The organism is Sporomusa sp. GT1, from assembly GCF_014634905.1.
Classification (GTDB): domain Bacteria; phylum Bacillota; class Negativicutes; order Sporomusales; family Sporomusaceae; genus Sporomusa; species Sporomusa sphaeroides.
Genome location: NZ_BMBX01000016.1, coordinates 75335 through 94231, shown reverse-complemented (window position 1 = coordinate 94231; position 18897 = coordinate 75335). Strand labels below are relative to the sequence as shown.

At 48.2% G+C, this 18897-nt stretch carries 19 protein-coding genes and 4 tRNA genes; all 23 read left to right on the top strand.

Annotation, left to right across the window (positions count from 1 at the left end; translation table 11 throughout):
• Positions 1–85: 85 nt before the first annotated feature.
• The 23 genes from GT1_RS16350 (at position 86) to GT1_RS16240 (ending at position 18895) form a co-directional block, all read left to right on the top strand.
• Positions 86–574 carry a flavodoxin family protein gene (locus tag GT1_RS16350; RefSeq protein WP_188399600.1) on the top strand — a complete coding sequence of 163 codons (489 nt, stop codon included), beginning with the start codon at positions 86–88 and terminating at the stop codon, positions 572–574.
• A 129-nt stretch (positions 575–703) separates the two neighbouring features.
• A complete protein-coding gene (locus tag GT1_RS16345) occupies positions 704–979 on the top strand; it encodes a hypothetical protein (protein ID WP_223226305.1) in 276 nt (91 codons plus the stop codon).
• A gap of 179 nt (positions 980–1158) precedes the next feature.
• Positions 1159–2619: a glutamate--tRNA ligase gene (gltX, locus tag GT1_RS16340; protein ID WP_188399599.1), complete on the top strand. Its 1461-nt coding sequence runs from the start codon at positions 1159–1161 to the stop codon at positions 2617–2619.
• A 145-nt stretch (positions 2620–2764) separates the two neighbouring features.
• On the top strand, positions 2765–3091 hold the full coding sequence (locus GT1_RS16335) for a hypothetical protein (protein WP_188399598.1): 327 nt from the start codon (positions 2765–2767) through the stop codon (positions 3089–3091).
• Positions 3092–3109: 18 nt separating this feature from the next.
• Positions 3110–3781 (top strand): serine O-acetyltransferase, encoded by a 672-nt coding sequence (gene cysE, locus GT1_RS16330; protein ID WP_075752764.1) that lies wholly within the window; start codon positions 3110–3112, stop codon positions 3779–3781.
• On the top strand, positions 3771–5210 hold the full coding sequence (gene cysS, locus GT1_RS16325; protein WP_188399597.1) for a cysteine--tRNA ligase: 1440 nt from the start codon (positions 3771–3773) through the stop codon (positions 5208–5210). The genes cysE and cysS overlap by 11 nt, the downstream gene beginning before the upstream one ends.
• Positions 5207–5692, top strand: coding sequence for a Mini-ribonuclease 3 (locus tag GT1_RS16320; RefSeq protein ID WP_075752768.1), 486 nt, complete (start codon positions 5207–5209; stop codon positions 5690–5692). The genes cysS and GT1_RS16320 overlap by 4 nt, the downstream gene beginning before the upstream one ends.
• Before the next feature lie 21 nt (positions 5693–5713).
• Positions 5714–6391, top strand: a complete 678-nt coding sequence (gene thyX / locus GT1_RS16315) for an FAD-dependent thymidylate synthase (protein ID WP_188399596.1) — start codon at positions 5714–5716, stop codon at positions 6389–6391.
• A 265-nt stretch (positions 6392–6656) separates the two neighbouring features.
• Positions 6657–8282, top strand: a complete 1626-nt coding sequence (locus GT1_RS16310; RefSeq protein WP_188399595.1) for a polysaccharide biosynthesis protein — start codon at positions 6657–6659, stop codon at positions 8280–8282.
• 56 nt (positions 8283–8338) lie between these two features.
• Complete coding sequence (locus GT1_RS22330) at positions 8339–9457, top strand: phosphatase PAP2 family protein (protein ID WP_223226304.1); 1119 nt, start codon at positions 8339–8341, stop codon at positions 9455–9457.
• Between the two features lie 246 nt (positions 9458–9703).
• Entirely contained in the window at positions 9704–10759 is a 1056-nt protein-coding gene (locus GT1_RS16300; protein ID WP_188399594.1) for an HD-GYP domain-containing protein, read from the top strand.
• Positions 10760–11155: 396 nt separating this feature from the next.
• On the top strand, positions 11156–11908 hold the full coding sequence (gene rlmB, locus GT1_RS16295; RefSeq protein WP_188399605.1) for a 23S rRNA (guanosine(2251)-2'-O)-methyltransferase RlmB: 753 nt from the start codon (positions 11156–11158) through the stop codon (positions 11906–11908).
• A complete protein-coding gene (locus tag GT1_RS16290) occupies positions 11905–13323 on the top strand; it encodes a VanW family protein (protein ID WP_188399593.1) in 1419 nt (472 codons plus the stop codon). The genes rlmB and GT1_RS16290 overlap by 4 nt, the downstream gene beginning before the upstream one ends.
• A gap of 19 nt (positions 13324–13342) precedes the next feature.
• Positions 13343–13861 (top strand): NYN domain-containing protein, encoded by a 519-nt coding sequence (locus tag GT1_RS16285; protein ID WP_075752780.1) that lies wholly within the window; start codon positions 13343–13345, stop codon positions 13859–13861.
• Between the two features lie 173 nt (positions 13862–14034).
• Complete coding sequence (sigH, locus tag GT1_RS16280; protein ID WP_075752782.1) at positions 14035–14775, top strand: RNA polymerase sporulation sigma factor SigH; 741 nt, start codon at positions 14035–14037, stop codon at positions 14773–14775.
• Positions 14776–14841: 66 nt separating this feature from the next.
• Complete coding sequence (locus GT1_RS16275; RefSeq protein ID WP_188399592.1) at positions 14842–15939, top strand: 6-phosphofructokinase; 1098 nt, start codon at positions 14842–14844, stop codon at positions 15937–15939.
• Between the two features lie 72 nt (positions 15940–16011).
• Positions 16012–16716, top strand: coding sequence for a DUF421 domain-containing protein (locus GT1_RS16270; protein ID WP_075752786.1), 705 nt, complete (start codon positions 16012–16014; stop codon positions 16714–16716).
• A gap of 87 nt (positions 16717–16803) precedes the next feature.
• Positions 16804–17316: an NUDIX hydrolase gene (locus GT1_RS16265; RefSeq protein ID WP_188399591.1), complete on the top strand. Its 513-nt coding sequence runs from the start codon at positions 16804–16806 to the stop codon at positions 17314–17316.
• Positions 17317–17329: 13 nt separating this feature from the next.
• Positions 17330–18130, top strand: a complete 801-nt coding sequence (locus GT1_RS16260; protein ID WP_075752790.1) for an undecaprenyl-diphosphate phosphatase — start codon at positions 17330–17332, stop codon at positions 18128–18130.
• A 102-nt stretch (positions 18131–18232) separates the two neighbouring features.
• A tRNA-Thr gene (locus GT1_RS16255) sits at positions 18233–18308 on the top strand.
• 106 nt (positions 18309–18414) lie between these two features.
• Positions 18415–18499 (top strand) — tRNA-Tyr (locus tag GT1_RS16250).
• A gap of 6 nt (positions 18500–18505) precedes the next feature.
• A tRNA-Met gene (locus GT1_RS16245) sits at positions 18506–18581 on the top strand.
• A gap of 238 nt (positions 18582–18819) precedes the next feature.
• A tRNA-Thr gene (locus GT1_RS16240) sits at positions 18820–18895 on the top strand.
• Positions 18896–18897 lie beyond the last annotated feature (2 nt).

The window sequence follows — 18897 nt, the reverse complement described above, 5'->3', positions numbered from 1 at the left end:
TAAAGACGAGTCTTAAATATGTGAAATGCTATGTAAAACTGAGAATTAAAGAGATTCTTTAAGATTATTGAAGGAGGAATGTACAATGAAAATGACCGTGCTATACCATTCCCAAACAGGCAACACTAAGCAAATGGCCGAAGTGATTGCCGAAGGGATGCAAACGGTGGAGGGTGTACAAGCCAAAGCCTTTCCCATTGAAGAAATAGATGAAGCATGGGCAAAGGAAAGCAAATGCGTTGTTTTGGGTACGCCGATTTACATGGCGAGTGTATGTGGAGCCATCAAGAATTGGCTGGAGGGCCCCTGCAAAAAATATGGCTTAGCCGGGAAAATTGGCGGCGCTTTTGCTACTGCTGATTACATCCATGGTGGCGCTGAACTCGGTATACGCCTAATTCTCGACCACATGCTGGTGTATGGAATGCTCACTTATTCCGGTGGCGGCTCTTATGGAAAGCCAGTAATTCATTTAGGGCCTGTCGCCTTGAAAGGGCATCTGGAAGAAAGCAAAGATACTTTCCTGCTCTATGGGCAGCGAATGGCTACTAAAACGCTGGAAATTTACCAATAAAAAGGTTCATCGCTTACCCCACAGCGTCCATCACGGCGGCTAAAGTTTAATAGCGGGAAATGAAGTGCATAAAAGCTGTACAAAAACACATATTATGAATAAGTATATGTTGGATTTGGAGGGCTGATTATGCAGAAACAAAATAAGAAACTGTTCGTTGCGCTTCTGCTTGGGGTGATGATGAGCTGCTTGCCGTCCTGGGCGCTGGCGGCAGACTTTACGATAAATATTATGCGCCAGGATGGAACTGCTTGCAGTGAGTTGTGGGTCAATGACAAGCTGGTATGGCGGCTGGCGTTATTCTCAAATGCCGTCAAACCGGTGACCGGCGGCTTTGCCGACGCCAATACCACCTTTATTGTTCCTAGTATTGTGCATGGGATGTTTGTAGTTAAAGTAGAATAAATGGTAAATGCAAACATGTGCTGCCGGTAAAACGGCAGCACATGTTTTTTTTCTGCAAGCCTATCTTATAAGGAAACATATATTTTGCATGACGACGCAGAATCTGTTAAAATATACAATGATTGACACTGAAATATATAAAGCATTACTCGCAAAGTGCATGGAAGGGGTACATATACATGGAACAACAACTTAGAGTACGGTTTGCCCCCAGTCCGACAGGGCCGTTTCACATCGGCGGTGCGCGGTCGGCGCTGTTTAACTGGCTGTTGGCCCGTAAAGAGGGCGGAAAGCTTATTTTACGGATTGAGGATACTGATTTAGAGCGTTCCACCCGGGAATCAGAAGAAAATATCAAAGCATCCTTGCGCTGGTTAGGAATCGAATGGGATGAAGGCATTGATGCAGGCGGCGAATATGGCCCATACCGTCAAACCGAGCGTTTGGATATTTACCGTGAGTACACCGATAAACTGCTGACAAGCGGGCAAGCCTATCACTGCTACTGCAGCGAGACAGAGCTTGAGGCTGAACGTCAGGAGCAAATGAATAAAGGGGAAAACCCGCATTATGCCGGACGCTGTCGCCAGTTGAGCCAAGCCGACCGTGAACGGTTTATTGCCGAGGGCCGTAAGCCGACCGTGCGTTTCCGCGTACCGGAAAACCGGCAAATTATTTTCAAAGATATGGTGCGGGATACGGTAAGCTTTGACTCTAATGGTGTCGGGGACTTTGTTATTGTGAAATCTGATGGTATCCCGGTATATAACTATGCGGTGGTGCTGGATGACGCACTTATGAAAATTACGCATGTTATCCGGGCGGAAGAACATTTGTCCAATACACCAAGGCAAATATTGCTTTATCAGGCGCTTGGCCTGGAACTGCCTAAGTTTGGCCATATCTCGCTCATTCTAGGCAAAGACCGTACTAAGATGAGCAAGCGTCATGGCGCAACCTCGGTGGAGCAGTACAAAAACCTGGGATATCTGCCGGAAGGCATTGTTAACTTCCTGGCCCTCCTGGGCTGGGCCCCTCCGGGAGAAGAGGAGATATTCAGCCCAACAGAACTGATTGAGCAGTTTTCTATGGACCGGGTGGCTAAAAACCCGGCAGTATTTGATATTGACAAGCTTAACCACATCAATGCCCATTACATCAAACAAGCCAGCCCTGAACTGATTACCGAACTGGCTCTGCCGCATCTTAAAGAAGCAGGCTATGTTGGTGAGGAGTTGTCTGCAGAGGAGAAAGCGTGGCTGGTAAAAGTGGTTGCCGAGCTCCAGGGCTATATCAGCTATGCTGCGCAAATCACGGAACATATTGATGTTTTCTTTAATGATACTATTGACTTTGAAAATGAAGAAGCACACGAGATTATGAAGGATGCAGCAATTCCGGAGGTCATGGCGGCGTTCAAGAATAAGCTGGCTGCACTGGAAACCGTTGAACCGGCTGCCGTTCAGGCCATTTTAAAGGGTATTGTCAAAGAATTAAAGCTGGGTGGCAAAAAGGTATATATGCCTGTGCGGATTGCTGTTACCGGCAAAATGCACGGCCCTGAACTGATTAACCTCATCCCGCTTATTGGCAAAGACCGTACACTGGCAAGAATAGACAGTCTGATTGCCAAGATTTAGCCGGATTTTCTTGACATGTTCAAGGCACTGTTAGTATAATTTACTCGTAAAACCGATTCAGATACTCGGGAATAAAAGTGTCTAGCAAAAACACTGTCATAACTTAATAGTTGCCGGGTTAGCATTGTTTGCAACCGGCAGCTAAATGCGAAGACCAGGAGAAGTACGCGTCACCCCCCTCAGAGAGGCATCGCCGCCGGCTGTAAGCGATGCTGGGCCGGGCTCCGCCGAAATGCACCTGGTAGCAGGTTGGCTGAATCAAGTAGGTCATCCCGGCTGCTGCCGTTATCAGTTAAAGCAGGGGCATTATGCCCAAGCAGAGTGGAACCGCGAGCCATCGTCTCTGTACCGGAGAAGGCGGCTCTTTTCTTTTTCTGACAAAGCTTTGCCTTTTGGCAGAACAGGAAAATATTGGCGGTCATTTTTGCCAAATTTGGTGCAAGCCGTGGTTTCTTTAGTTATTCTAAATTAAGCTATGGGAGGGAATACTATGTTTGACCGGATAAAAAAGGATATACAAGTGGTGTTTGAGCGTGATCCGGCAGCTAAAAGTGTGCTTGAGGTGTTATTTTGCTACCCTGGGCTGCATGCCATCTGGCTGTATCGCATTTCTAACTACCTGTTTAAACGCGGCTGGGTGCTTGTGCCGCGCATGATTTGTTATTTTAACCGTTTTTTAACCGGCGTAGATGTTCACCCGGGTGCAACCATTGGCGAAGGCTTGTTTATTGACCATGCTACCGGCGTAGTTATTGGTGAGACTTGTATTATTGGCAATAATGTAACCCTGTACCAGGGCGTGACCTTGGGCGGCACAGGTAAGGAAAAAGGCAAGCGGCACCCTACTATTGGCAATAATGTAGTTGTCGCCAGCGGGGCCAAAGTATTAGGTTCATTCACTGTCGGTGATAACTCAAAAATTGGTGCCGGTTCGGTAGTGCTGCGGGAGGTCCCGCCAAATTCCACCGTTGTTGGCATTCCCGGCAAGGTAGTCTGGCATGATGGACAAAAAGTAGGCCGCACCGAGGAAGGCATTGATCTCGAACATGATGACCTGCCGGATCCTGTGGCGGAAATGCTGCTATGCATGCAGCGTAATATGAAAAGAATGGAAGCTCGTATTGAACAGTTGGAAAAGGAGTTGAAGCAGCATGAGTCTTAAGGTGTATAACACCTTAACCAAGCAAAAAGAAGAATTCACGCCACAAACACCTGGCAAAGTCAAAATGTATGTCTGTGGTGTAACTCCCTATAATCACCCCCATATCGGCAATGCCCGTCCGTTTATTACCTGGGATGTAATCCGGCGGTACCTGGAATACTCCGGCTATGAAGTCTATCATGTTCAGAACTTTACTGATGTGGATGACAAAATTATTAATACCGCCAACGGTGAGAAAGTTACCTGGGACGTCATTGCCAACAGGTATATTGCCTCTTACTTTGAGGTGATGGATAAACTTAACATTCGCCGGGCCCATGTATATCCCAAGGTTTCCGAACATATCCCCGATATTGTGGCTATGGTCGCAAAGCTCATCGATAAAGGCTTTGCCTATGCTGTGGCCGGTGATGTGTATTATAGTGTGGAAAAGTTCCCCGGTTATGGAAGATTGAGCGGCCGGAGCCTTGATGATATGAAGGCAGGGGCCAGGATTGACGTGGACGAACGCAAACATCACCCTATGGACTTTGCTTTATGGAAAAGCGCCAAGCCGGGTGAGCCGTCCTGGGATAGCCCGTGGGGGCCGGGCCGGCCGGGCTGGCATATTGAATGCTCGGTAATGTCCTGTAAATACCTTGGTACCAGCTTTGATTTTCATGGCGGCGGCAGTGATCTGATATTCCCGCATCATGAGAATGAAATAGCCCAGTCGGAAGCCTATACCGGCATTGAGCCTTTTGTCCGCTATTGGCTGCATAACGGCTTTATTACTGTTGCTGAAGAGAAGATGAGTAAATCGCTGGGAAATTTTTTCCTGGTAATTGATATATTGGAGCATTTTTCACCCGAAGTACTGCGCTTCTTTATCCTGTCAACCCATTACCGGAGTCCGCTTGATTTTAGCGACGAACGCCTGCAGGAGGCAGGGCGCAGTCTGGAAAGATTAAAAACGGCTGAGGCTAACCTGAAGCATTTGGCAAGCTTGCCGCCAGCCGGTGCCAACGAAGACTCGCAGCTCTTAGTTAAAGCCGCAGCCGATGCCCTTGTTGCCTTTAAGGCCGCTATGGACGATGATTTCAATACGGCGCTGGCCATCAGTGTGCTGTTTGGTTTAGCCAAAGAGATTAATATTTATCACAGCAAGGTTATTAGCGGCAAAGCCGGGCTGGATGCCGACGCTTTGGCTCAGACAGCCAAAAACTACAGCGAGCTGGCCGATATTCTTGGTATTTCGATTACCGGTGACAGCGCTCAGGATAACAATGCCGGTCTGGTAGACGGGTTAATGAATATTATTATTGACATAAGACAAGAAGCCCGCAAGAAAAAGGATTGGGCTACAGCCGACCAAATCCGTGATAAGCTGGCAGCAGCAGGTATTGTCCTGGAAGACTCACCCCAGGGCGTAAGGTGGAAAAAACAGTGAGGTTTGACCATTTTCAAACACTGGTAGATAATCTTTTTACTATAAATGAAGCCGGGGAATTATCCCCGGCTAAATATACCGATATTCCGGTGGAACGTTTACCGGCCCTGGTGTTGGCATATGTCGGTGATGCTTACTTTACGCTATATGTGCGTACCCGGCTTTTAGGCTATGAGCAGAACAAGGTAAGGGTGCTGCATACCTTTGATGCTAAGATGGTTTCGGCGGTTATGCAGTCCAAGGCAATGAAAGCGCTGGAAGCCGGGCTCATACCGGCAGAAGCCGATATTGTGCGGCGAGGACGTAATGCCAAATCAACGGTGCCTAAGAGTGCATCCATTGCCGAATACCGCTATGCTACCGGATTTGAAGCATTGGTGGGTTATCTGTATTTGCAGCAGCAGCAAGACCGTTTAGCGGAAATTGTCGACAAGGCTTTCGTCATTATTTCCCGGGAAATGACAGCCGGTGCTAAAAAATAACGAAAAGGGAGAATTGCCGCCATGAAGGTAACCTTGATTAAATACACGCCAGAACCTGAACGGGCTGTAGCCATGTCGGCCCGTCTCTGTTATTCGGCCGCCGGGGCGGAAGAGTTGGCAAAAACCATGTCTGAGGCGCAAGTGGATAAGTTAATCGAGAAGCTGTTTACTATGGGACATCTGTCGACTTTTGAACATGTAAGCTTTACCTTTGCCATCGAAGGTGTTTCCCGGGTACTTACACACCAGCTTGTCCGTCACCGCATTGCCTCCTACTCGCAGCAGTCGCAGCGATATGTTGCCGAACACGGCTTTGAGTATATTATGCCGCCTTCCGTAGCTAATAAGCCTGAGGCTAAAGTCAAATATGAAGCGCTTATGCGTCAAATCCAGCAAACCTATGACGAACTGGTCGCTTTGGATGTCCATCAGGAGGATGCCCGCTATGTGCTGGGCAATGCTACAGAAACGAAAATTGTTGTAACCATGAATGCCCGTTCCTTGTTGCACTTTTTTGAAAAACGCTGCTGTCTGCGGGCGCAATGGGAAATCCGCAACCTGGCCAATGCCATGCTGACGGCAGTGCAGGCTGTCGCGCCCCGGTTGTTTGCCAAAGCCGGGCCGACTTGTGTAACCGGAGGCTACTGTACAGAAGGCGACTTATCCTGTGGGCGTGTCAACAGGGACAAGCCGCTTTAACTGATACTATTCGCGCATGAAAAACGTTAGCAGATTTGCGAGGATTTTTTGTTCACTGCAAGGCGGAGGAATGAGGCGTAGTGGTTCCTGCGCCGATTGACGACAACGAAGCAGTGGGCAAAAAAGACCGCAAAGGTGCAATGGGTTTCATGTGTGAATAGTATGATATACCACTGCCGAGTGCCCTGCCTGAAGGTGAGCAGGGCGCTCGTTTCTGTTCCATCATGAATTGCGCCGGCTCGTTAGCCGAGAGGATAGATAATCGGTGAATAGGGTTAATAACCAAGACAATAGTAAATCCGGTTCTTTATTGAAAGGAACTTTGATTTTAACAGTTGCCGGTGTGGTAGTTAAAGTTATTGGTTCGCTAAACTGGATTATTCTTTCGCGGGTTCTGGGCGGGGAAGGGATTGGCTTGTATCAAATGGCCTTTCCCATCTATCTGTTGGCGCTAACTTTGTCTACTGCCGGTATTCCGACGGCTATCTCGATTATTACGGCTGAAAAAGTGGCTCTCAGGGATTACCGGGGGGCTAACCGGGTGTTTAAGCTGTCATTAGCCTTCCTGGCTTTTTCCGGACTGGTATTAAGCTGTTTGGTGTATTTTGGCGCCGGCTGGCTGATTGAACAGCAGATTATCAGAGATGCCAGGGCTTATCCGGCTATCCTGGCGCTGGCTCCGGCTGTCTTTCTTGTTACTATGCTGGCAAGCTTTCGCGGATATTTGCAAGGCTGGCAGATGATGGTGCCAACAGCTGTGTCGCAAATTCTTGAACAGTTGTTTCGGGTTGGGGCTATGCTGACTTTCGCTGCCTGGCTGCTGCCATGGGGGCTTGAATATGCGGCAGGCGGAGCCAGCATCGGGGCTGGCGTGGGAGCCGCCGCAGGGCTAGTTGTACTCCTTTACTATTATGTCAGGCTGCAGCGCAGGCATGACCATGGCAGCATCAGGGACCTGGAGAACCGGGCGGAAACCAATGCCGGTTTAGCAACGCGCCTGGTAAAATTGGCGCTGCCGGTGTCGTTATCCAGCCTCATGCTGCCGCTGGTAGCCAATCTTGATCTGCTTGTCGTGCCTGTCAGGTTAGAAGCGGCAGGATATACTGTTGAGCAGGCCACTGAGCTATTCGGGTATTTGACAGGCATGGCAGTGCCGCTTATAAATCTTGCCACAATTATCACGGCTGCTTTGGCAATAAGCCTGGTGCCGGCGGTAGCTGAGGCACAATCGATGGGGAATACGCAGCAGATCAGACAACATACAACGGCTGCGCTCCGGCTGACTGCGCTGGTGACCATTCCCGCAGCTGTCGGGATGGGTGTGCTGGCCATACCGCTTGCCACTGCTGTATATCATGCGCCGGCAGCAGGTCCGGTGGTGCAGGTGCTGGCTGGCGGCGTATATTTTTTAGGTATCCATCAAGTGACGACAAGTATCCTGCAAGGTATGGGGCATACAGTGCTGCCTTTGATCAATATGGGGATTGCCGCCGTGGTAAAGGTAGGGTTGAACTGGTCTTTAGCCGCTTTGCCGTCCCTCGGAATTTTAGGTGCCGGTTGGGCCACTAATGCTGACTTTGTCGTGGCTGCCATGCTTAACCTGGTTTATGTGTACCGTTATACTGGTTTTCGCGTGGATATTGCCGCTTTGGCCAAGATTGTGGCGGCCGCTGCCGTGATGGGAGTGGTGTTATATGAAGCCAATGCTGTGCTGTTCAACACTATCGGGGCAACGGCGGCTATCTTTGCCGATATATTGCTTGCTGCTGGTGTATATGGGATTATTCTGCTGGTTTTAGGGGAACTTACTGAGCAGGACCTGCAGCGAGTGCCGTTTGTCGATGAGTTTCTGGCAAAAATTACGGTGGTTTTCCGCCGTTACAGGCAGTAACTCAGGTAAAATCCGGGAGGGTGGTAATGGTTACACTGAGGACTGGTTTTTTCTATATGCTAATAGCTATCCTTTGGAGTAGTGCTGTACTTGCAGGCGGTATTTCGCCGGTTGCCGCAAACGGCACGGAAAGGGAGCATCCGGATATTTTCGTCAGAGAAAGTATAACTGTTGCTGCCGGGCAAACTGTAGGCAAACTCTTGGCTGAAGGCGCGGATGTCATAGTGGAAGGCAAGGTGACTGACGGAATAATTCTTGTTGACGGGAATTTAACGGTAAAGCCGGGGGCCAGGATTAGCGGTGAGGTGCTGGTTATCGGTGGTACGGCTGCTTTTTCGCCAGCCGCTGACCTGCAGGAAACTGCACTGGTTATACCACGGCAAAACTTTCCGCTGGCTTCCCTGCTGGCAGGCAGTTTAATTATCCTGGCAGCAGCCGGCTTGCTGATTCTGCCTGCCGCGCTTTGGTGGTTTGCCCGTTTATTAAAAAAAGTGCCGTTTTACAACAAAGTGGCGGCAATTTTTTTTACTGTGCAGCATCAGTGGCCGGTTTTGTATATTGTGGGGACCCTGCTGATCAGTGCGATGATGTTAACGGCGTTTGTCGAACTGGCTTGGGAAACCATGTTTCATCAGACAACAGACGTTTTCGATATGGCCATGATTTGGCTGACGCGATATTTTGCCAGCCCGCGTGTTGACCAGGTGATGATTTTCATTACCGACTTGGGTTATGGTAAGCCCTATTTTCTCATCGTGTCTGCGATATTTTTGCTGATCCTCTATCTGAAACGATGGCGGGAAGCAGCCGGGCTTGCTATTTGCCTTGCCGGCGGTGCTGTTTTGAATCTTTTGCTTAAGAATCTGTTTGAACGGGCCAGGCCTGAGCTATTCCGGCTGGTTGAAGCCACAGGCTATAGTTTTCCCAGCGGCCATGCCATGGTATCGCTATGTTTTTATGGTATGGCGGCTTTCTTGCTCGCGCGCGGGCTTAAGCGCTGGCAGGGACGGGTGCTGGTTATTAGTGCCGCCGGTTTACTGATCGCCGCTATTGGTGTAAGCCGGGTTTATCTTGGTGTTCATTATCCTACCGATATAGCGGCCGGCTATGCTGCCGGTTCCATGTGGCTGGCCTTCTGTATCTCGCTGCTGATGTGGTGGGAAAAGGAGCGATAAGCAGAGAACCAAGTTGTTAGAGCAACGCGACGCTAGAACTTGTGTGAATCGCTTAGTTCCAAGCGGAGCGCGGAACTTCCTTAGTTATCATTAATGTAATCAGGCGGAAGATCTTCGACGAATATTCGACAAAAAAGGAAACATCCTGCAGTATCTGGCAGGAATTAACATGAAAAAGTAGAAGACATAAATCATGCATAGAAGTAAGTAGAAATAACAAGTTGTGTTTTTGTGGAGGTAGTTATCGTGCGACGTGTGCTTCGGGAGAGTATTCAGGCGGGAATGACGCTGGCTCAGCCGGTATATGGGCTTAATGGCCAGATTATCTTAAATAGTGGGATTGAGTTGACAGAGTTCCATATTTCCAAGATTGCTGAACTTGATGCCAGGTATATCTATATTCAGGGTGAATCTCAGATGTTTGACCCGAATGACGCAGCCGCTCAACATGCCAAAAACGAAATTGTGCTGGCCGCGCATCAGGCACTGGATGAAGTGCGTGTGGGCAAGTATGTCGAGACACAGGGGATTAAAAGTAAGGTATTGGCCCTTTTGGACGAGTGTTGTATGCATAAAGAGATACAGCCCCTGTTTATTGCCATGCAAAATTGTAATGACTATTTATTCAATCATGCCGTTTGCGGCTATTTTTTCGCGATGATGACCGGAATGAGCTGCGGCATAGAGGGGCAGCGGCTCCGGGACCTGGGGCTGGGAGCTCTCCTGAGAGATGTGGGCATGATTACGATTTCGCGTGATATACTCAACAAGCCGGGGACGTTAACCCCGGAAGAAATGGCAATTGTCAAGCTGCATACGGAGAAAGGGTATGAAATCCTGCAACGCAATCCGGACATTAGCCTGTCATCAGCCAATTGCGCCCTCCAGCATCATGAGCGGTTTAACGGCAGCGGCTATCCGCGCGGGGCCAAAGAAAGCAGTATCCATGAATTTGCCCAAATTACCGCGCTTGCGGATGTGTATTCTTCTATGACGGCCAATACGCCTTACCGCAAAGCCTTGTCTGTTTATGATACGCTGGCCATTATGGAAAAAGCGGGAGCCGCTTATTTTAATCCGGAGCTTATCCGTGTATTTGTCAGCAATGTAGCTATTTACCCGTTAGGAGCTGTTGTTCGTTTAAACAATCAGTCAATAGGTATTGTCAATGATTATGCCGATGAATTAAGAACCAAGCCTATTATTCATATTACACAGGATGAAGCCGGCAACCGCGTAAACACTATGCTGACCATTGATGTGGCAGCGAACCCGGCTGTGTATATTGCCGACGTATCATAGTAGTCCACCAAGCCCAAATCCATAGTGTTCTTATCGCGAGATTTCCCGCCCAGCTTCGTTGTCGTCGCCTTACATATGTCCGATATGCGCGGCTCCTCCGCCTTGCTGGACGAAAAATCTCGCGCAATTCATCCTATGGCTTTAGACTTGGCAGACTACTAGTAACAGCGCGATAATTGTAGAACAATGGCAGGATTATATTCTGCCATTTTTTCATAGTATATAAGCAGGTAAGCAGATAAGCAGAGAACCAAGTTATTAGGAGCGTTAGCGACGCTAGAACTTGTGTGAATCGCTTAGTTCCAAGCGGAGCGCGGAACTTCTTTAATAAAAACTGTGGTTATCAATAATGTAAGTGCAGAGAAAAAAACGGCTGATGCCGAAGGAGCGATAATAATGTCAGATGAGGCAGAAATAATTGTTGGTCGCAATAGTGTGCTTGAGGCGCTGAAGGCCGGACGCTCGTTAAATAAAATTCTCATCGCCAAAGGGGAGCGTCAGGGGTCTATTCGTGATATCATTGGCCAGGCCAAAGCGCAAGGACTGGTGATTCAAGAGGTGGAAATGCCTAAACTTGAGCAACTGTCAAAGGGGGTGCGTCACCAGGGGGTGGTGGCTTTGGCCGCCCCGGTGGCGTATGCTGAAGTTGATGATATTTTATCGGCCGCTTATGCCAAAGATGAGCCGCCATTTTTGGTTCTCCTGGATGAGCTGGCTGATCCCCATAATGTTGGTGCTATTTTGCGCACAGCCGATGCTACCGGTGTGCATGGTGTCTTGATACCCAAAAGACGCAGTTGTCCCCTTACCCAGACAGTGGCCAAAACTTCGGCCGGAGCTGTCGAGCATGTGCCTGTTGCCAGGATCGGCAATGTGGCCCAAACCTTAAAGAATTTAAAGAAACAGGGAATGTGGATAGTGGGCGCCGATATGGACGGAACTAAGACCTATTATGAAGCCGACCTTACAGGCCCTGTTGTCATTGTTGTCGGGAGTGAAGGACAGGGTATGGGCCGGTTGACTAAAGAAGCCTGTGACTTTGTCGTCAGTATTCCGATGAAGGGGCAAATTTCTTCACTTAATGCTTCGGTAGCCTGTTCGTTATTGCTTTACGAAGTTCTTAGACAAAGGGAGATGAAGGAAAAATGAGACGCTGGGCGGGCATTACTTTAGCAGTGGCAGTAATTGTAACAGGGGCAGTCGCTTTTTGGCTGGCCCAGCCGCTGTTTGCCCAAACAGTATATACCGGCGTTAAGGTCGGTAAGATGGAAGTTGGCGGAAAAACCCGGGCTGAAGTGGTGCAGCTCTTGGCCGGCTGGCAGCAAGACCAGCTGCTCAAGCCCATTCTTTTATCCCATGAGACGGCTGTCTTTAGGATTGAGCCGGAACATATCGACTATGTTATCAATATTGAGGCAACCGCAGATGCTGTCTGGCAGTTTGGACGTGAGGGCTCTGTTTGGGAAAGGATTAAAAAAATCCGTATGGCCAAAAATGAGGGCTGGTCTATTCCACTGGCAATCAAGTATAATGAAAATAAATTAGACAGCATCATAGAACAACTGCAAGAAACCGTCAACCGTTCCCCGCGTAACGCGACTTTAAGTCTTAGGACAGGCGGCATTCTGCCGGAAGAAGAAGGCCGCCGGCTTGACATAGGCGTGCTTAAAGAACGGGTGTTGGCCGCCCTTAACCGGGCAGATGCCGGAACGATTGTGCTGCCGGTTACGCCGGTCTATCCTGAAATTACCGGCACTGAGCTGGCTGAAAACGGCATTAAAGAACTGATTGCCGTGTACACCACGGAATTTAATGCCGAAGATTCCAACCGAACCGCCAATGTGAGATTATCTGCCCAGAAAATTAATGGCAAGCTGCTTTATCCCGGGCAAATCTTTTCCTACAACGATACGGTTGGTCCAAGAGAAAAATCGCAAGGCTTTAAAGAGGCCATGGAGATCATCAATGGTGAATTTGTGCCGGGAATCGGCGGTGGGGTATGCCAGGTTTCGTCTACGCTGTATAATGCGGTAATTATGTCAGGCCTTGCCATTGTCGAACGCACCAACCATTCCAAACCGCTCACCTATGTACCGTTGGGGCGGGATGCCACTGTTGTTTATAATGCAATTGATTTTAAATTTGTTAATAATAGTCCGGCTCCGGTTATGGTTATGGCTGAAGCCATCGGTAATAAACTGAATGTGGGTATTTTTGGCCAACGGGCACTTGATAAAAATATTGAGATTGCGATAACCCGCCAGCAGGCCATTGCACCGGCGATTGTAAAAAAAGCTGATCCCGCGCTGGCGCCGGGACAAAGTAAAATCGAGAAGCCCGGCAAATCAGGCTATGAAGTAACCGTTGTCCGCATTATTCGCGACAGCACCGGTAAAGAACTGAAACGGGAAGTATTGTCCCGGGATAAGTATGCACCCGATAATACCGTAGTGCGATTTGGACCGGAGCCTAAAGCAGTACAGTCAGAAGTGCCGCAAGCTTCAAAGCCCCTTGTTCCCGCCGGGGTCTCGGAAAATCTGCCTGAAGCCGCCGGTACACAATAGATTGGAGAATTTTTTCCTGATGGATTTGTTAATTGTTGATGGGTACAATGTTATTAATGCTTGGCCTGAGCTCATTGAAGTTAAGGAAAATTTAGAATATGCCCGTGACCGGCTTGTGGACATACTTAGTGAATATGGGGCCTATAAGGGCTTTAGGACAATTGTTGTATTTGATGCCCATATGACACCCGGGAGAGGTGTTGTGCAAAGTCAGGCCGGTGATTTAGAGGTAATTTATACCAAAGAAGGCGAAACTGCTGACAGCTGTATTGAGAAAATGGTATACTATCTTGTCCGCCAAGGTGAACGCATCTATGTTGTTACTTCGGACGGGGCTGAGCAAATGTTTATTTTAGGTGCAGGGGCTTTCAGAATATCGGCGCGGGAGCTGAAACATGAGGTTGCCGCTGTTAAAGGTGAAATTACTGCCAATATTTCCCGGAAGGTGTTGGCACGGGATCGCCATGAACTAGGCAGCCGTTTGCACAAAGATATCTTAAAACGCCTTGATGCTATGCGGCGTGATGGGCTTGACTAACTTTGCTCCAGCAAGTATAATTTAGTATGTTAAGACATGTACCAATACGGGTATGGCACTAAAATTTTGTTTAGTGCACTTTTATTTTTTCTATGTGTACAAATGGTCGTTATTAAAAAAAAACAACGATGGCCGTTTATAGGCAGCAAAATAACACTGGTGGGGGCGATGCGATGCGGGTTAATACTCAACGCGATCTGTACAGTTGTTTTGACAACTTAACTGATGAAGAAATAGTATTCGACGCCAAGGATAATGACAACACGGTCGCTCTGGAGTATTTGATTAATAAATATCGCAATTTTGTGCGGGCTAAAGCCAGATCATATTTTTTAATCGGCGCTGAGCGGGAAGATATCATCCAGGAAGGCATGATTGGCCTATATAAAGCCATCCGGGACTTTCGCAATGATAAGCTCTCATCCTTTAGAGCCTTTGCGGAATTATGTGTGACGCGACAAATTATAACTGCTATTAAAACGGCTACCAGGCAAAAGCATATTCCTTTGAACTCATATGTTTCTTTGAATAAACCTATTTATGACGAAGATTCTGACCGTACGCTTCTGGATGTACTGTCTGGTTCTAAAGTGACTGACCCGGAGGAACTGGTCATCAGTCGCGAGGAATTTGTTGATATTGAAGAAAAAATGGGCGAGATTTTGAGTGATCTTGAATGGAAAGTACTTATGTCCTATCTTGACGGCAAATCCTATCAGGAAATTGCTGTTGAGCTTGATCGCCATGTCAAATCCATTGATAACGCACTGCAACGGGTAAAACGCAAGTTGGAACGCTATCTGGAAAATCGCGGTGAGGATAGCGATATTCGTGGAATGTATAAAGGCCTTACCGGTCTTAATAAAGAAACTCCAACAGAGCTGGCCGGCTACAGCGATAATTATGAAGAGTAACGCAGCAAAAAAATGACACCACAGCCGGTGTCATTTTTATTTGCACACTATAAATGAGGTGAGCGCATGGGTAATGCTGACAAGGTGAAAACAATTGCCGTACTTACAGGCGGCGGGGACGCACCCGGATTGAATGCTGTTATCAGAGCTGTCGTGAGAACTGCTCTTGGTCAGGGACTTAAGGTCTGGGGTATTAAGAATGGTTTCGGCGGTATGGTGGAAAACCAGTTGGTTGAACTGACAAATGACAGTGTTGCCGGGATTTTGCCGCGGGGTGGCACGATACTGGGAACAACTAACCGTGACAATCCGTTTCATTATCCTGTAGTCCGGGACGGGCAAGTCATTTATGAAGATCTGTCAGGCCAAGCGCTGGCTAATTTGCGGCAGGCAGGTATCGAAGCCTTAGTTGTTATCGGTGGTGATGGCAGTCTTAAAATTGCTTCGGAATTTTACCAACTGGGTTTGCCGGTAGTTGCTGTCCCGAAAACCATTGATAATGATATACCGGGAACAGAACGAACCTTCGGTTTTGACACTGCTGTCGGTGTAGCCGCAGAAGCGCTGGACCGTTTGCATACCACGGCCGAATCCCACCACCGGGTCATGGTGCTGGAAGTTATGGGGCGTTATGCCGGCTGGATTGCTTTGCATGCCGGTATGGCCGGTGGTGCGGATTGTATTTTGCTGCCGGAGATACCTTTTAGCATTGATTCGGTTATTGCTAAAATTAAGGAACGTCAGCAACATGGACGCCAGTTCAGCTTAATTGTTATTGCTGAGGGTGCGTATCCGCAAGGCGGTGAAGTCTCGGTATCCCGCATTGTGGAAGGCAGCCATGAGAAAATCCGTTTAGGCGGCGCTGGGGAAAAATTAGCCAGAGCGATTGAGCAGCTCACAGGCGTAGAATCTCGCTGCACGGTATTGGGGCATGTGCAGCGTGGCGGGACGCCTACTGCCTTTGACCGGATACTGTCCACCCGTTATGGTGTGGCTGCTGCTGAATGTGTACTGGAAGGCGCGTTTGGCAATACGGTGGCACTGCAAAAAGACCGGATTATTCGCAGGCCGATTGATGATATTGCCGGCAAAGCCAACAATATTACTGCCGATAATGAACTCTTACGGGCAGGCCGGTCTATTGGTATTTGCTTCGGCGATTAAAAACGGCTGCCTTTGGTTACACTAAGCCTAAATTTTGCATAGTTTGCTGTACCTGTGCAATGGAGGGCTGCAATGGAAACCTTGGGCATTACCCTGTTTCGGGTACTTGCAGGTATGGGAGTTTTGTTTATTATGATGCTGGCAACCGGACGCCGGCAGTTGGGCGAATTCAGCTCATTTGACTTTATAACATCGCTTACCATTGGTGCGGTGGCCGGCTCGCTGATTGTGGACCATCAAACAGAACTTGTCAGTTCGCTTATCGCCCTTGTGGCGCTTGGTGGTTTGCAACTGTTTTTTGGCTGGCTTAGTATTAAAATACGTCCGGTAAACTACAAACTGAATTTTAAACCTCTGCTGTTGGTGGAAAACGGGCAGATTATTAAAAAAAACTTACGCAGAGTACATATGCCTGTTGAGATATTACTGCAGCTTTTGCGGGAAAGAGACGTATTTGATATAACTACTGTCGAGCTTGCCGTCTTGGAGCCGCATGGCAGGGTAAGTGTACTTAAAAAAGCGGAGCATATGCCGCTGACACCCAGTCAGGTCAATTTTAACGTCAGCTCTAACAGCATCCTGGTACCGGTAATTTTGGAGGGGAAACTGCAGGAAGCCGCCCTGACTAAAATGGGGCTTTCCGCGCAGCAGATTGAGGAGTTCCGCCGTCTGCACCAGGATACTATTCATAATGTTTTTATTGCTTTTATGGATCAGAATAAACAATTACATGTGATTCATGATGATGTCCGGGAGCAAAGTGTTTTTCTACACTGAAGCCCCGGCTTTTTATTATTCCATAGTGGGTATAGGTTTTGGATTAAATATGGTAAAATAGTAACAGTGTTTTTTTAGGAGGCAATAATGAGAAAGCAACGATATACCTTTTGTCCTAAATGCGGCGGCAAATTGCATTACCGTCCGGTTGGTGAGCGGCAGCGCCTGGTATGTACCGATTGCGCTGCCACGATGTATGAAAATCCAATTGTCGGCGTAGCCGCTATTGTGCGGCAAAATGATGCTATTTTGCTGGGGCGCCGGGCGGCTGCCGCCAGCTATCCCGGATTGTGGTGCATACCCTGCGGCTATGTTGAATATGATGAAGATATCCGTGATGCTGCCAAACGGGAGTTCCTGGAGGAGACCGGCTTGGTTATTGATCCCGGAAAAGTATATGCTGTTTTATCCAACTTTCACAATCCGGCGGTTCACACTGTAGGTGTATGGTTTGAGGCAAAAGTCGTCGGCGGTGCGCTATGTCCGGGTGATGATTTAGACCGGGTAGACTATTTTCCGCTCGATTCAGTGCCGGATTTGGCTTTTCCTACCGATCATGACGTCATCAGGATGCTGCGGGCGGACATGAAAAATAAGTAAGAGGTGTAATTACATGAGTGAAAATATGATTGCAATAATTATTGGTATTGTCGAAGGCTTAACCGAGTTTTTGCCCATCTCTTCTACCGGGCATATGATTCTGGTTGGGTCGCTGCTGGGGTTTGAGGGAGAAAAAGCCAGCGTTTTTCAGGTGTTTATTCAATTAGGTGCTATTTTATCGGTATTCATTTTGTACCGGGACAAGTTTTTGGCCATGCTTAGGCCCAGGAGGATTAACATTTACGGTAACGGGCTGACAGCTTTGCATGTCCTGGCTGGCATTGTACCGGTAATGGGAGTGGCTTTTTTCCTGCACAGCCCGATAAAGAGTTATTTATTCTCTCCTTATACAGTAATTATTGGCTTGGTCGCCGGGGCTGTCCTGATGCTGGTGGCTGAAAAGACGGCAAAACGTCCGGTGACTTGCGATGTTGACAGAATGACGATAAAACAGGCCTTTTGGGTCGGATTGTTTCAGCTTTTATCTTTATGGCCGGGGTTTTCCCGTTCCGGTTCAACCATTGCCGGTGGTTTGTTTTTGGGAATGAGCCGCAAAGCTGCTGCTGAATTTTCCTTTATTATTGCGGTACCCTTGATGCTGGTGGCGTGCCTGTATGACTTATTGAAGATATGGAACAAGCTGAGCATGGATGATATTGTCATGTTTGCCATTGGTTTTTTTGTTGCGTTCATTACCGCTTACATATCAATTGTTTGGTTTTTGCGTTTCCTGAATAACTCGACACTGGCTTCTTTCGCTTATTACCGGTTTGTTATTGCCGGGGTATCATATTATTATTTTTTCATGCGCTGATTTACGGTTATAGGTTGAAAATACCTGCGTGAAAGCTGTTGACATAGGTCGCCAGTTATTATATAATAGGTTCTGTCACTGAGTTAGGGGCAAAAAAATGCTGCTGGCGTAGCTCAATAGGTAGAGCAGCTGACTTGTAATCAGCAGGTTGTGGGTTCAATTCCTATCGCCAGCTCCACAAGCCTTGAACCGGGTTCTTGCGAGCCGATAGGCGAAAGAAGAACACGTGTGAGTCGCTTAGTTTCAAGCGAACGCGCGGAACATCCTTAGCAGTGAGTCAATATGGAGGGATTCCCGAGTGGCTAAAGGGAGCAGACTGTAAATCTGCCGTCTTTGACTTCGGTGGTTCGAATCCACCTCCCTCCACCATAACATCGCGGGGTGGAGCAGTTGGTAGCTCGTCGGGCTCATAACCCGAAGGTCACAGGTTCAAGTCCTGTCCCCGCAACCATGAATTATCGCTTCGCTTATATTAAAATCAAATTTGATTTTATAAAGCGAAGCTTTATAAAGAATACAACATGTTCCCCAAATCTGCGACAAGCCAACTATCTGCCACTCAGCCGCAAAACGGCTTAGTAGTAGGCGCGACGAGCACGCGACCGGAGTCGTACTGGGAAGTACGTCGGAGGGAGCGCGCACAGGAGCAACAACGCAGATAGGCGCTAATAAGTCGTTTTGTGTATGATGCTGGTGTAGCTCAGTCGGTAGAGCGTATCCTTGGTAAGGATAAGGTCACCGGTTCAATCCCGGTCACTAGCTCCATT

Excerpts from the sequence above, each read along its gene's own strand:
- GT1_RS16350 (WP_188399600.1), top strand. The coding sequence starts at position 86 with ATGAAAATGACCGTGCTATACCATTCCCAAACAGGCAACACTAAGCAA.
- GT1_RS16345 (WP_223226305.1), top strand. The coding sequence starts at position 704 with ATGCAGAAACAAAATAAGAAACTGTTCGTTGCGCTTCTGCTTGGGGTG.
- gltX (WP_188399599.1), top strand. The coding sequence starts at position 1,159 with ATGGAACAACAACTTAGAGTACGGTTTGCCCCCAGTCCGACAGGGCCG.
- GT1_RS16335 (WP_188399598.1), top strand. The coding sequence starts at position 2,765 with ATGCGAAGACCAGGAGAAGTACGCGTCACCCCCCTCAGAGAGGCATCG.
- cysE (WP_075752764.1), top strand. The coding sequence starts at position 3,110 with ATGTTTGACCGGATAAAAAAGGATATACAAGTGGTGTTTGAGCGTGAT.
- cysS (WP_188399597.1), top strand. The coding sequence starts at position 3,771 with ATGAGTCTTAAGGTGTATAACACCTTAACCAAGCAAAAAGAAGAATTC.
- thyX (WP_188399596.1), top strand. The coding sequence starts at position 5,714 with ATGAAGGTAACCTTGATTAAATACACGCCAGAACCTGAACGGGCTGTA.
- GT1_RS22330 (WP_223226304.1), top strand. The coding sequence starts at position 8,339 with ATGCTAATAGCTATCCTTTGGAGTAGTGCTGTACTTGCAGGCGGTATT.
- rlmB (WP_188399605.1), top strand. The coding sequence starts at position 11,156 with ATGTCAGATGAGGCAGAAATAATTGTTGGTCGCAATAGTGTGCTTGAG.
- GT1_RS16290 (WP_188399593.1), top strand. The coding sequence starts at position 11,905 with ATGAGACGCTGGGCGGGCATTACTTTAGCAGTGGCAGTAATTGTAACA.
- GT1_RS16285 (WP_075752780.1), top strand. The coding sequence starts at position 13,343 with ATGGATTTGTTAATTGTTGATGGGTACAATGTTATTAATGCTTGGCCT.
- sigH (WP_075752782.1), top strand. The coding sequence starts at position 14,035 with ATGCGGGTTAATACTCAACGCGATCTGTACAGTTGTTTTGACAACTTA.
- GT1_RS16275 (WP_188399592.1), top strand. The coding sequence starts at position 14,842 with ATGGGTAATGCTGACAAGGTGAAAACAATTGCCGTACTTACAGGCGGC.
- GT1_RS16270 (WP_075752786.1), top strand. The coding sequence starts at position 16,012 with ATGGAAACCTTGGGCATTACCCTGTTTCGGGTACTTGCAGGTATGGGA.
- GT1_RS16265 (WP_188399591.1), top strand. The coding sequence starts at position 16,804 with ATGAGAAAGCAACGATATACCTTTTGTCCTAAATGCGGCGGCAAATTG.
- GT1_RS16260 (WP_075752790.1), top strand. The coding sequence starts at position 17,330 with ATGAGTGAAAATATGATTGCAATAATTATTGGTATTGTCGAAGGCTTA.